This window comes from Sutterella sp. (assembly GCF_030539355.1).
GTDB lineage: Bacteria > Pseudomonadota > Gammaproteobacteria > Burkholderiales > Burkholderiaceae_F > Sutterella.
In genome coordinates this window covers 49216-62031 of sequence record NZ_JAUNSF010000004.1, presented here as the reverse complement: position 1 = coordinate 62031, position 12816 = coordinate 49216, and the positions used below count along the sequence as shown (strand labels likewise).

Here is a 12816-nt window from a genome sequence, read left to right as displayed (position 1 = left end):
CGGGACAAATCTCCTGAGAAGAGGAGGAAATCAGCGGCGGGGACCGCGGCTGCGCTCATCGCGCTCGAAGCGGTCGAAACGGCCGCCCTCCCTGCGGTCATCGCGCCAGTCGTCGCGGGGGCGGCGCCAGCCGGAGTCGCCGCGGTCCTCGCGGAACTCGCGCGGCTCGCGGTCCTGGCGGCCGCCGTTGTCGAGACGCACGGTGACCGTGCGACCCTTGAAGCGAACGCCCTGGAGCGCGTCGATCACCTGGTCGGCGATTTCGGACTCGACGTCGGCGAGCGTGAAGCGCTCGGTGATCTCGATCGCGCCGATCGAGCGCGAGCTCACGTTCGCCTCGTTGGCGATGGCGCCGACGATGTCGCCCGGGCGGATGCCGGACATGCGGCCCGCGCCGATGAAGAGGCGGGTCATGCCGGGCTCGGGCGTGCCGAGCTCGCGGCGGCGGGGGCGCTCGCCTCGCTCGCCGCGTTCGCCGCGCGGCGCGCGGTCATCCCTGCGCTCACGGCGCTCGCGGGCGGCGAAGGCCGGGATCTCCTCGTTGTCCTCGGCGCCGCCCTCGCTCTCGAGCGCGAAGCGGACCGCGGCGGCGGCCACGTCCATCGGGTCGTGCTCCTCGCAGAGCGACTCGACGACGACGCGGTAGCGGTCGAGGTCACCCGCGGCGAGGAGTTCGCCGAGGGCGCCGCGGATCACTTCCATGCGCTTGGCCTGCACGTCGGTCGCCGACGGGACGGTGCGCATCTCGATCGTCGAGCGGGTGAAGCGCTCGAGCGCTCGGAGCTGCCTGTGCTCGCGCGGCTCGAGGAGCGTGATCGCCGTGCCGGTGCGGCCGGCGCGGCCCGTGCGGCCGATGCGGTGGACGTAGGTCTCGAACGAGGCCGGGATGCCGAAGTTGATGACGTGGGTGAGGTTTTCGAGGTCGATGCCGCGGGCGGCGACGTCGGTGGCGACGATCGCGTCGAGCGCGCTCGCGCGGGCGCGGCGCATCACGCGGTCGCGGGTGGGCTGGTCAAGGCCGCCGTGGAGCGCCTCGACGGCGTAGCCGCGGATGCGCAGGGCCTCGGTGAGCTCGTCGACCTCGTTGCGGGTGCGCGCGAAGATGATCGCGAGCTCCGGGTCCTCGAGGTCGAGGATGCGGCCGAGCGCGGCCGTGCGGTAGTTGCGCGGCACGACGTAGGCGATCTGCGGCACGCGCGGGGTCTCGCCCTCGGGCGTCTCCTCGCGGGCGATCGAGATGTGCTCGGGGTCGACGAGGTGCTCGTCGGCGATCTTGGCGATCCGCGGCGGGAGCGTCGCGGAGAAGAGCGCCGTCTGGACGTGGCCGGGAAGCGCCTCGAAGATCGCGTCGAGCTCGTCGGCGAAGCCGAGGTCGAGCATCTCGTCGGCCTCGTCGAGGACGACGGCCTTGATCGACTCGAGGTGCAGCGTCCCGCGGCTGATGTGGTCGAGCGCACGGCCCGGGGTGGCGACGATCACGTGGGTGCCGCGCTTCAGCGCGCGGATCTGACGGCCGTACTCCTGGCCGCCGTAGATCGGGGTGACGACGAGGCCGGCGTCGCGGCCGTAGCTGTGGAAGCTCTCCGAGACCTGCAGGCAGAGCTCGCGGGTCGGGGTGAGGACGAGGATGACCGGTTCGCCGGGCTCGGTGCCGAGCGCGTGGCGCTCGATCAGCGGGAGCGCGAACGCCGCGGTCTTGCCCGTGCCGGTCGCCGCCTGGCCGAGCACATCCTTCCCGGAGAGGATCGCGGGGATCGCGGCCTCCTGAATGGGAGTGGGTTCCTCAAAGCCGAGGGCGGAGAGCGACGTGACGAGCTGCTCGGAGAGACCGAGTTCGGAGAAGGTTGCCATGCTGGTGTTTCCGGAAAAATTGGATCCTGATGCGGGCGCTGCTTACCTGTGGCCTCGCGCGATCAGGTCCCCTGCCGGGGAATGAGGCTTCTTGAGATGTGCGGCGCGTGAAAAAACGGGTGAGGGGCGGTCGGGGCGCCCTCTTCGTGGAAGCCCGGGTCCTCAGGGACGGGCGGCTTCCAAAAAATGCGAAAGGCCCGCCGCGGCGGAGTGCCGTGCGGGCCCCTCGGTGGGACGCCTTCCGACCCGTCGGGCCTTCGGGCGTCCTGGCGGAGGAATTACTTCGCCTCAGCGGCAGCGGCCGGGGCGGCGGCAGCCTCAGCACCCTCGGCGGCGGGAGCGCCAATGATCTCTTCCTCAACCGGGGTGATGACGGAGGCGACCACGGAGTCGGTGACGACACGGACGCCGGCCGGGACCGGGAGAGCGGAGGAGTGGAGCGTCTGGCCTTCCTCGATCGTCGAGAGATCGACGTCGATGAACTCGGGCAGATCGCGCGGCAGGCAGGCCACTTCGACGTAGGAGACCGTGTGCGAGATGATGCACTTGGAGATCTTGACGGCCGGGGAGACTTCCTCGCCGTGGAAGTGCAGCGGCACGCGCATCGTCACTTCCTCGTTCGGGTTGATGCGCTGGAAGTCGATGTGGAGCACCTGCGGCTTGTAGGGGTGCATCTGGAAGTCACGCAGAATGACGAGCTGCTCGACACCGTCGAGCTCCATCGTCAGGATCGAGGCGTGGAACTTTTCCTTGCGAAGCGCAAAGAAGATCGGGTTGTGTTCGAGCTCGATCGGCGCAGCGGGCTCAGAGCCGCCGTAGAGAATGCCCGGCAGCTTGTCCGCACGACGCAGACGGCGGCTCGCACCCGTACCTTGCGCCTTGCGCGTGGTGGCGATGACTTTCATTTGATACTCCTAAGAAGAGTGTGTAGATAAAGAAAAAAACGTCCGATTCCTTCAAGGTTCGTCAGGGCGGGCATCGCGACCAACGCCCGCCTCATGGGCGGCACCTCCCGGGAACCGGGGACGCATTACTCCGTGAACAGGCTGCTCACAGAGGCTTCGCGCGCGATGCGCGAGAGGGTTTCACCGATGATCGCGGCGCAGGAGACCTGGCGGATCTTCGGGCAGGCCTGGGCGGCCGGCGAGAGCGGAATCGTGTCCGTCACGACGAGCTCGTCCAGAGCGGAATTGGAGATGCGCTCAACGGCGGCGCCCGAGAGCACCGGGTGAGTGATGTAGGCGACCACGCCGAGGGCACCGCGCTCCTTGAGCGCGCCGGCGGCGTTGCAGAGCGTGCCGGCCGTGTCGACGATGTCGTCGGTGATGATGCAGGTGCGGCCCTGGATGTCACCGATGATGTTCATGATCTCGGCGACGTTGGCGCGCGGACGGCGCTTGTCGATGATGGCGAGATCGCTCTCGATCGCCTTGGCCATGGCGCGGGCGCGGACGACGCCGCCCACGTCGGGCGAGACGACGATCGGGTTCTCGTAGTGGCGCGACTGCAGGTCGGAGAGCAGCACCGGGGTCGCATAGATGTTGTCGACCGGGATGTCGAAGAAGCCCTGGATCTGGTCAGCGTGCAGGTCCATCGTGAGGACGTGGTCAACGCCGACGGACTGGAGCATGTTGGCGACGACCTTCGCGGAGATGGCGACGCGCACGGAACGCGGACGACGGTCCTGACGGGCATAGCCGTAGTAGGGGATGGCGGCCGTGATGCGGCGGGCGGACGAGCGCTTGAGCGCGTCCACCATGATCAGGAGCTCCATCAGGTTGTCATTCGTCGGCGCGCAGGTGCTCTGAAGCACGAACACGTCCTTGCCGCGGACGTTGTCCAGCAGCTGAACGTTGACCTCTCCATCGCTGAAGCGGGCCACGGAGGCGCGGCCGAGAGGGATGTGGAGATATTCCGTAACGGCCTGGGCAAGCTTGGGATTGGCGTTGCCCGCGAAGACCATCATGCTTTCCGGCACCATGGGGACCATGATTTCTGCTCTCACTGAGGTTTGATTGGGCTGGCGAGGGGTTTGCGCGCCAGAGGGATTCACAACAGACGAATGGTATCGCGTTTGATGCGTCCGCCGCTGAATCTGGCTGGGGTGGAAGGATTCGAACCTTCGGTAGACGGAATCAAAATCCGTTGCCTTACCACTTGGCTACACCCCAGGAGGGGTTCCTTCTCCGTCCTCCCGCGTCCACGCCCGCAGAGGATGTCCGGGCAGACCCTGCACAATGAAGCGGCGCCAGCCCTCGGGCAGAGACCGCTCACCGAGCGCCGTCTTTGCGTTGCTCGAAAGCACCGCAAAGACGGCGCTTCCGGAACCCGTCATGCGGGGCACTGTGCCACAGGACCTGAGCACATCGAGCGCCTCGGGAATTGCGGGCTCAAGCTCGCACGCAGTTCTCTCAAGATCATTGCGCCCGGGGAGCTCCGGCCAGCGGGTCCGGAGGAAGTCGGAAAAGACGGCTATTCTCTGAGATTCACTATCCCTTGTCAAGGAAGGCGCGGCGAAAATTTTCGCAGTGGAAACACCGCGTCCGGGCCAGATCACACCGTATTCGGCAGGGGGGACGTCAATGCCGGAGAGGCGCTCCCCGATGCCCTCGACGAAGGCGTTTTCGCCCCGCACGAAGAAGGGGACGTCGGCGCCGAGCGTGACGCCGATCCGCTCGAGCTCGCCGCGCGTGAGGTCAAGCCCCCAGAGGCGGTTGAGACCGATGAGCGTCGTCGCGCAGTCCGAGCTCCCGCCGCCCATGCCGGCGCCCGCGGGAATGCGCTTCTCGACGCGGATCTCCGCGCCGAGCTCAGGCCTCCCGGCGGCGGCTCTCAGAGCGAGCGCCGCGCGCACGCAGAGGTCGCCCTCCGCGGGGCCCTCGACGTCGCCCGTGCGGACGATCCGCCCGTCCGTGCGCTCCGTGAGGTCGATCGTGTCCGAGAGGTCGATGTGAATGAAGACCGATTCGAGCAGGTGCTTGCCGTCGCCGCGCCTGCCGATCACGTGGAGGAAGAGGTTGAGCTTCGCGGGGGCGGGCAGCCCAATCAGCATCCGCGGCGTCTTCTGAGGCATCAGGCGTCCTCCTCAAGGACCAGGGTCACGATGATGTCGCCGCGCTCGATTCTCATGCGGCGGGGCGTGCCGTCCTCGCGGCGCGCGAGGACGCGGCAGCGCCAGTCGCCCGAGCTCGCGTCGGCGGGCGCGGCGGCGCCCGAGGCGAGGAGCGCGCGGAGCTCGCGCACGGGAAGCGTGAAGCCGAGAAGCCCCGTGAGGAGCGTGTCGAGGTCCGGAGCCCGCTCGGGCTCCTCCTCGAGGCTCCTCGTGAAGCTCGCGCCCGAGGGCGTCTCCTCGATGCGGGCTAGGATGCCCGAGAGCGGTGTGAGAAGGTCGAGCCTCAGCAAGCCCGGGGCGTCAAGGAGCACAAAGCGCCCCGAGACCGCCTCGGTGCCGCCCCGGCCGTCCGGCGCGCGCAGCGCGAAGCGCCCCTGCCAGCGGCGGCTTTCGGGCGGCGTGACGGCGCAGCCCGTGGCGAGGAGCGCCGCGAGCGCGGCGGCGCCGCAGAGGAGCCCCCTGCGGGCGGTCATTTCTTCGCTCCTGCGGCGGGCGCCTTCGTCTGCTGAGCTTCGGCAGGCAGCGGCAGCCCGAAGCGCTCGGCGAGCTCGCGGGCAAGGTCCGTGTCACCTCGCCTGACGAGTTCATTGAGCGTCGGCACGGCCTCGGACGAGCGGCCGCTCGAGGCGAGGATCTCAATCAGGTGCGCGGCGACCTCCGAGTCCCACAGGCGGTGGATGGAGGCGTTCACGAATTCGGCGGCCGCCCTCGGACGGCCCTCGCGCCAGCAGAGCCACCCCATCGAGTCGAGGATGAAGGGATTGATCGGCTCGGCCTTGTAGGCGCGCTCGAGCAGCTCGCGGGCCTCCTTGAGGTTCTTGTTCTTGTCCGCCCACAGGTAACCGAGCGCGTTGAGGCCCTCGACATGGTTGGGGCTCACGGTGATCAGGGCCTGCAGGTGCTTTTCGGCGTCCTCGGTCTTCCCGAGGTGCTCCTCGATCATCGCGCCCTCGTAGAGGACCTCCGGCTCGCTCGGGTGCGCCTTCGTGGCTTCGCTCACCACGCGGAGCGCCTCGTCGCCGCGGCCGAGCTCGAGGAGGAGCTTCGCCTCCGCGGTGTAGAGACCGGGGGCGTCGAGCGGCTGCGCCTCGCGGCCCTCCCGGAGCACCTTGAGCGCCTCGTCGGGGCGCTTGAGGTCCGTGAGCGCGAAGGCCTCGCGGATGCGGGCCTGCGCGGCGAAGGGGCCGCGCTTCAATTCAGAGAAATACTTCACGGCTCGCTCGGGCGCTCCCGTCATGAGCGCGGCGGTGCCCATGCGCATCCACACGTCGAGGTGCGTGAGATTGATGTCGGGGCTCTCCTCGCGGAGCATCTCGACGTAGCGCAGGTAGAACTTCTCCGTGCGCACGGGGTCGCCGATGTCCGAGGCGATCTGGCCGGCGTTGTAGGGAATGCGGTTGTCCTCGATCTTGCTCTTCATCGCGCGGTCGATCGCGTCAAGCGCCGCCTCCCGGCGGCCGAGACGGAACTCGATGCGGGCGCTGATGAGGAGCGCGTACGGGTCGTCCTTGTGGCGGGCGAGGTAGTCGTTCACCATGTCGCGGCTCGCGGCCTGGTTCACGGGCCAGCAGACGTCGGCGGCGCGCCCGAGGAGATCGCGGTCGTCGGCCGCGCGCTTCTGCGCGTCCACGGCGCGCCTGCAGGCCTCGGGGCCCGAGCCCGTGCGGCCGAGGAGCTGCGCGTAGCCGATCTGGATGTCGGAGCGGGCGGCGTACTTGTCAACGTAGGGCGAGACCGTCTCCATGAAGCCCCTGAGGCCGTCGCCCGGCTTCTGCGACTTGACGATCATGCCGAGCAGGCCGTCCAACCAGTCGCCGGGGTTCTTCTCGCCCGGGGCGAGCGCCTTCTCCATGCGGGAGATCGCCTCGCGGATCGCCTTCGCGTCGCCGCGCTCGACGGCGTCGGCGAGAAGCGTGTGGTGCGCGCTCTCCGCCTTCGGGTCAAGTCTGAGCCAGAGCTTCGCCGCATCGAGCGCACGCTCGGGGTCGTGTGACTTGACGCCCGCTTCCCAGGCCTCGCGCGCGATGTCGGCGTTGCTGGTCTTCTCGGCCGCGTCCATTCTGGCGGCGTAGGCGAACTCCGTGTCGCCGCGGTGCTCGGCGATGCCGGCCGCGATGAGCTCGAAGAGCGTGCGGTCGACGTGGGACATGGCCGGATGCGCGGAGGCCAGGGCCGCGGTGAGCAGCAGCGGAAGTGTGGCGAGTATGAGCTTGCCTTTCGGCATGATGCGGGTCCTCAATGACTTCAGGCTCCTCCGGCGGGAGGGGTCCCTTCCGGAAGCATAGGTCCCGTCATTTTATCGGCGCGCCGCCGTCACTTGTCCGAGTCGCCTTTTTCAGGATGTATCTCAAGTTCAAGGGGCAGATCGATGATCACCTCGACGCCGTGGGGTTCGAGGTTCCTCGCGCGGATGCTCCCCGAGTGCGTCGTGACGGCGTTCTTCGCGATCGTGAGGCCGAGCCCGAAGCCCGTTCCCGTCATCTCGCCCTCGCCGCGGAAGAAGGGGTCGAAGAGACGGTCTATCTCTCCGGGCGGGATGCCCGGTCCCTCGTCGCGCACTCTGAGGCGCCAGGAGAAGTCGGTACGCTCGACGATGAGCTTCACGTGAGTGCCCTCGTCGCTCACGCGGATGCTGTTGCGCAGCAGGTTCTGCATCGCTGCGCCGATCGACTCCGCGTTGAGGGAGAGCACGGGGCCGTCGCCGTCGGTTTGGTCCTCGAGCGTCACGGAGATCTGCTTGCGGTGCGCCTCGAACTGCGCGTTCTCGACGGCCTCCGCGGCGAGCCGGCGCAGTGCATGCGGTGCGCGCGCGAGCCAGATGCCCCGCTCGAAGCGGGCGAGCTTGAGGAGGTTCCCGACGAGCGAGTCCATCGCCTTCACCTCCTTCTCGATGCGTCCGAGGAAGTGCTCCGCGCGGGCGGGATCGCGCCGCGCGAGGTCGGCGGCGAGCTCGATGCGCGCGAGCGGGCTTCTGAGCTCATGGCTCACGTCGTGAAAGAGCCTCTGCTGGCGCGTGACGAGTTTCTCGATCTGCTCGGCCATGCGGTCGAAGACCTCCGCGAGGAGCCGGATCTCGGCGCCCGAGTGCGAGATCTGATTCGCAAGCCGGATGTCAAAGCGTCCGCGCGCGAACTCCCGCATGCCCGCGTCGAGCTGCCTCAGGGGGCGCGTGTAGAAGAAGGCGAGAACGGCCGAGCCGAGCAGTGAGATGAGGATCGCGGCGACGACGGTGATGATCGTCCGGCGCTTGTCCTCAAGGGGATTGACCGTCAGGTCCTCCGGCACGGAGAGCATGGAGGCGAAGGCGGTCCACTCCTCGCCGTCGATCGTCACCTTCTCAATGGAACTGAGCGGGTAATAGGCGAGGAACGCCGTGCTGTTGATCTCATCGAGGTCGGCCGTGGCGAGATTGTCGAGCGCGAGCAGCGGAACCTCGCGGCCCGAGATGTCCTCGCCCTTCTCGTTGATGATGAAGACCGTCGGGCGGGAGTTGTCGGGCGCGAGCAGCCACTCGACGAGCTTTTCGCGGCCGGCGTACTTGTAGACCGTGAGCGCCGCGAAGACCGACTTGCGTCCGCCGATGCGGCCGTCGATCTGCCCGGGGCGGGACTCCTCGATCTGGCGCAGGTACGCCGTGAAGATCGAGATCGCGGCGGTGACGGCGACGACGATGAGAAAGCCTGCGAAGAGGCGCCAGAAGATGCTGTTGTGGCGGGGGTGCTGGAGCAACATGGATGCGGGGCGGCCGTCCGGAGAGGCTATGCTTCCCTCAAGCGGCCGGGAGGAAAACCGGCGGACCCCAAAGTATTGCACGAATACTTCTCATTTACGGACCATGAGCAATTCAGACTTCGCGAGGACGCTCGCCGCCTGGCAGCGTGAGAACGGTCGCAGGGACCTGCCCTGGCAGGCCTATTCGACCCCGTACGAGCGGCTTGTCTCCGAGGTGATGCTTCAGCAGACCCAGGTCGAGACGGTGATCCCGTACTACCTCAGGTTCCTCGAGCGTTTTCCGACGGTGGAGGCGCTCGCCGACGCCCCCGAGGACGATCTGATGCGGCACTGGGCGGGCCTCGGCTACTACGCCCGTGCGCGGAACCTGCAGCGCGCGGCTCAGGACGTGGTGCACCTCCACGGGGGCAGGTTCCCGGGCACGGCGGAGGGCCTCGAGACTCTTCCCGGCGTCGGTCCGTCGACGGCCGCCGCGGTCGCGGCCTTCACGACGGGCGAGGCCGTCTCGCCCATGGTCGACGGCAACGTGAAGCGCGTGCTCGCGCGCATTCATGCAATCCGGGGGCGCGTCGGCGAAAAGGACTTCGAGGCGGCGGTCGGAGCCGCGGCGCGCGCCGCGCTTCCCGGCTCCGCAGACATCGCCGCCTACACGCAGGGCCTGATGGACCTCGGGAGCCTCGTCTGCCGCAAGAAATCCCCCGCCTGCGGGGAATGCCCGGTCCGCGACTTCTGCCGCGCACGGGTGCTCGGCACGCCGGAGGCCTTCCCGCAGCCCAAGCGCCCGCTCGTGAAGACCGAGCGGCGGCTTCTGGTCGGGGTGCCGGTGAGCCGCGCGGGCGTCTGGCTCACGCGCGGCACGGACACGATCTGGCAGGGACTCTGGGTCCCGGTGGTGAGGGAGACGCCGCTCTCGGAGGTGAACTTCGGCCTCTCGGCCGCGGACTTCGGGCTCGACGGCAGCTGGCGCGCGAGAAGCCTCGGCACGATGAAGCGCGAGCTCACGCACCAGCGGCTCTTCATCGAGGCCGCGGTGCTCGAGTGCGATTCAGGGGACCTCTCCCTAAAGGGATTCACGGCCTTCCCGCGGGACCCGGCCGCCTGGCCGGGAATGCCCACGCCCGTCAGGCGCCTCGTGATGAAGGCGCTCGACGGGGAGGACTGAAGCGCGTCAGACCGTCTGGATCTTCCCTTCGGCGGGCGTCACCGACTCGAGCGCGCGGTGACGCACGATCGTTCCCGAGCGGGAGGCGAAGTGCTTCGCGAGCTGCTCGGCCACGTACACCGAGCGGTGCTGGCCGCCCGTGCAGCCGATGCAGACCGTGAGGTAGTGGCGGTTCTGCGCGGTGTAGCGGGGGAGCCATTTCTCGACGAAGGCGATGATGTCGTTGACCATCTCGGTCACGAGCGGCTGCCCGGCGAGGTAGTCCGCCACGGGCTGGTCGAGGCCCGTCAGGTGGCGCATCTCGGGGTAGTAGTAGGGGTTCGGCAGACAGCGCACGTCAAAGACGAGGTCGCTCGCGAAGGGCAGGCCCCGCTTGAAGCCGAAGGACTCGAAGGTGAGCGTGAGCTTCGCCTCGGGCTCGCCCGCGAACTGCTGCACCCAGCGGCGCAGCTGGCTCGGCAGCAGCCTCGTCGTGTCCATCACGTGCGAGACCTGCGCGAGCGGCTCGAGAATCGAGCGCTCATGGGCGATGGCGTCGTCGATGGTGAGCTCCTGATCGTCCTTCTCGGCCAGGGCAGAGAGCGGGTGGCGGCGGCGCGTCTCGGAGAAGCGCTTCACGAGCTCCGTGTTCGAGGCCGTGAGGAAGAGCACGCGCGCGTCGACGCCTCGCGCGCGGAGCGCGTCGAGCGTCTCGGTCACGGAGGACTTGAAGAGCACGAGGGAGCGCGCGTCAATGGCGACGGCGGCCGTATTCACGCCGGTCTTCTCCAGGCTTTCGGCAACGGGGACGAGGAATTCCGCGGGAAGGTTGTCGATGCAGTAGTAACCGCTGTCCTCAAGCTGGCGGATGGCGATGGACTTGCCGCCGCCGGAGAGTCCTGTGACGATGATGAGCTGCATGGTGTGCTCCTGCTTCGGGGAGTCTGAGAGGGAGATTCAACAGGACTCAGTTTTAGCAGGAATCATGCCCGGGGTGGCTTAAGCCACCGGCCGAAAAACGGTGACGGAGTGTCAGTCCGCGGCCGGGTGCAGGCCGGCGGGAGGCACCCACGCCGCAATGATGTCGCAGAGCTCGACCGGATCCTTCGCGGCGAGAAGCTTCGCTCTCACGGCATCGTCGGAGAAGAGCGCGGCCACCTCCCTCAGGAGTCCGAGGTGCGCCTCGGGGTTCGACTCCGGCACGAGGATCGCGATGAAGAGCTGCGCGCCCGAGCGGTCCGGGGAGGGAACCTTGAGAGGCTTCACGGTGCGCAGGAACACCACCTCGGGAGCCTCGAGCGACGCGAGCCGACCGTGCGGCACGGCCGTGCCGTGGCCGAGCGCGGTGCTGCCGATGCGCTCGCGCTCGGAGAGCGCCGCGAAGGCCTCGTCGTGCGGGATGCCGGCGGTGCGCTCGAAGGCGAGCGCCGCCTCCTCGAAGAGGCGCTTCTGGCTCGCGATGTCGAGGTCAATCCGCACGGAATGCAGATTGAGGAAGGGTGAGAGAAGATTCATGAGGTGGTCTCAGCGGCCGCCGCGCAGTCTTGCCGAGGGGATGCCCTCGAGGTCGCGGTACTTCGCCACGGTGCGGCGCATGATGTCAAAGCCCTCGTCGCGCAGACGGTCGGTGATCGCCTGGTCGGAGAGCCTGTGGTCGGGGGACTCGGCGGCGATCAGTTCGGCGATGCGGGCGCGGATGCGGGCCGGGGTGACGAGCGCGCTCATGCCCTCGGCGTCGGTGGCCTGCACGCTGGGCAGCAGGAAGAGGCTGCGGAGCTCAAAGGTGCCCGACGGGCACTGGAAGTATTTCCCTGAGACGGCGCGGCTCACCGTCGAGTCGGAGAGCCCGAGGTTGCCGGCGGCCTCGCCGATCGTGAGGGGGATGAGCGCGGCGCGGCCCTTCGTGAAGAATTCCTGCTGGCGGGCGACGGCGAACTCCGCCGTGCGCAGCAGCGTCGTGCGGCGCGCCTCGATGCCGGAGATGAGGCGCTTCGCCTCGGCGAGGTAGCGCCCGAAGGGCGTGGACTCGTCGACAGCCATGCCCTGCGCGACCGAGGAGAGCCTCAGGCCCGGCTGGGCCGAGGGATTGAGCTCCGCCGTCCAGACGCCCTCGCGCTCGCGCACGATGATGTCGGCGACGATGTACTGCGTCACCTCGGAGGAATAGTTCGAGGCCGGGTGCGGGTTGAGGGTCCTGAGCATCGCGAGGGCGGCGTCAAGGCGCTTCTCGTCTCCGCGCGCGGCGGCGAGCAGCGACTTGCGGTCGCCCGAGGCGATCTGCTTGAGGTGATTCGTGAGGAGTTCGACGAGGAGCTCCGCGGTCGCGGCGTCGGCCGTGCCGTCGGCGACGCGCCGGCGCGCCTGGAGCGCCAGTCCCTCGGCGGGCGAGGTGGCGCCGACGCCCGGCGGATCGAAGGTCTGCAGGAGCGCGAGCGCCTCAGCCCAGTCGGCGTCGGACGCGGTGACGATCGAGGAGAGACTCTCGGCCACCTCGGCGATCGAGCCCGGGAGATAGCCCGAGTCATCGAGCTCCTCGATGAGGCAGGTGACGAGCTCGCGGATGACGGGGCGGGTCTCGAGGGAGCCGAGCTCGGCGAGAAGCGACTCGCGCAGCGTCGGGGCTGCGGCGACGCGCTCGACCGCGGGGGTCTCGTCGCCGTCGGCGCTGCCCGATCCGGTCCAGCTCGTGTAGACGTTCTCGAGCGGGCCGTGGTCCTCGGGGAGGTGGTCCTGGTCCTCGGCGCGGACGGTCTCGGCCTCCTCATGAAGCGCGGGCTCGGCGCCCGGGGCGTCCTGCTCGGGCGCGGGCTCGGTCTCGAGGAGCGGATTTTCCTCGGCGGTGAGCTCGGCCTCGTCGAGCAGCTCCTGCGCGCTCATGCGCAGGATTCTCAGTGCGTACTGCTGCTGCGGGGCGATTGTCTGCTGCTGCTGAAGGACCTGTGCGGAGCCGACGGAGAGCGATGGCATCGGGGGGAAACTC

At 68.6% G+C, this 12816-nt stretch carries 11 protein-coding genes and 1 tRNA gene; 1 reads left to right on the top strand and 11 read right to left on the bottom strand.

Annotation, left to right across the window (positions count from 1 at the left end; all coding sequences use genetic code 11):
* Nucleotides 1–30 precede the first annotated feature (30 nt).
* From Q4F91_RS01785 to Q4F91_RS01750, 8 genes are all read right to left on the bottom strand, one after another.
* On the bottom strand, nt 31–1851 hold the full coding sequence (locus Q4F91_RS01785; protein WP_303334052.1) for a DEAD/DEAH box helicase: 1821 nt from the start codon (nt 1849–1851) through the stop codon (nt 31–33).
* A gap of 278 nt (nt 1852–2129) precedes the next feature.
* Nucleotides 2130–2756, bottom strand: coding sequence for a 50S ribosomal protein L25/general stress protein Ctc (locus tag Q4F91_RS01780; RefSeq protein ID WP_303334051.1), 627 nt, complete (start codon nt 2754–2756; stop codon nt 2130–2132).
* 125 nt (nt 2757–2881) lie between these two features.
* Entirely contained in the window at nt 2882–3832 is a 951-nt protein-coding gene (locus Q4F91_RS01775; protein WP_303334050.1) for a ribose-phosphate pyrophosphokinase, read from the bottom strand.
* Between the two features lie 115 nt (nt 3833–3947).
* Nucleotides 3948–4022 (bottom strand) — tRNA-Gln (locus tag Q4F91_RS01770).
* A complete protein-coding gene (gene ispE, locus Q4F91_RS01765) occupies nt 4013–4924 on the bottom strand; it encodes a 4-(cytidine 5'-diphospho)-2-C-methyl-D-erythritol kinase (protein WP_303334049.1) in 912 nt (303 codons plus the stop codon). The genes Q4F91_RS01770 and ispE overlap by 10 nt, the downstream gene beginning before the upstream one ends.
* Nucleotides 4924–5436: a lipoprotein insertase outer membrane protein LolB gene (locus Q4F91_RS01760; RefSeq protein ID WP_303334048.1), complete on the bottom strand. Its 513-nt coding sequence runs from the start codon at nt 5434–5436 to the stop codon at nt 4924–4926. Before Q4F91_RS01760 ends, ispE begins: the two co-directional genes overlap by 1 nt.
* Nucleotides 5433–7187 carry a tetratricopeptide repeat protein gene (locus Q4F91_RS01755; protein ID WP_303334047.1) on the bottom strand — a complete coding sequence of 585 codons (1755 nt, stop codon included), beginning with the start codon at nt 7185–7187 and terminating at the stop codon, nt 5433–5435. The genes Q4F91_RS01760 and Q4F91_RS01755 overlap by 4 nt, the downstream gene beginning before the upstream one ends.
* A gap of 89 nt (nt 7188–7276) precedes the next feature.
* Nucleotides 7277–8695 carry a HAMP domain-containing sensor histidine kinase gene (locus Q4F91_RS01750; RefSeq protein WP_303334046.1) on the bottom strand — a complete coding sequence of 473 codons (1419 nt, stop codon included), beginning with the start codon at nt 8693–8695 and terminating at the stop codon, nt 7277–7279.
* A 103-nt stretch (nt 8696–8798) separates the two neighbouring features.
* On the opposite strand from Q4F91_RS01750, the gene mutY reads away from it, so the two are divergent.
* Nucleotides 8799–9857 (top strand): A/G-specific adenine glycosylase, encoded by a 1059-nt coding sequence (mutY, locus tag Q4F91_RS01745; protein ID WP_303334045.1) that lies wholly within the window; start codon nt 8799–8801, stop codon nt 9855–9857.
* Between the two features lie 6 nt (nt 9858–9863).
* On the opposite strand, the gene rapZ is transcribed toward mutY, so the two are convergent.
* From rapZ to rpoN, 3 genes are all read right to left on the bottom strand, one after another.
* The gene (gene rapZ / locus Q4F91_RS01740; RefSeq protein WP_303334044.1) at nt 9864–10757 is read right to left on the bottom strand and encodes an RNase adapter RapZ; all 894 of its coding nucleotides are present in this window, start codon (nt 10755–10757) and stop codon (nt 9864–9866) included.
* 111 nt (nt 10758–10868) lie between these two features.
* On the bottom strand, nt 10869–11351 hold the full coding sequence (locus Q4F91_RS01735) for a PTS sugar transporter subunit IIA (protein ID WP_303334043.1): 483 nt from the start codon (nt 11349–11351) through the stop codon (nt 10869–10871).
* 9 nt (nt 11352–11360) lie between these two features.
* Nucleotides 11361–12803 (bottom strand): RNA polymerase factor sigma-54, encoded by a 1443-nt coding sequence (rpoN, locus tag Q4F91_RS01730; RefSeq protein WP_303334042.1) that lies wholly within the window; start codon nt 12801–12803, stop codon nt 11361–11363.
* Between the last annotated feature and the right edge of the window lie 13 nt (nt 12804–12816).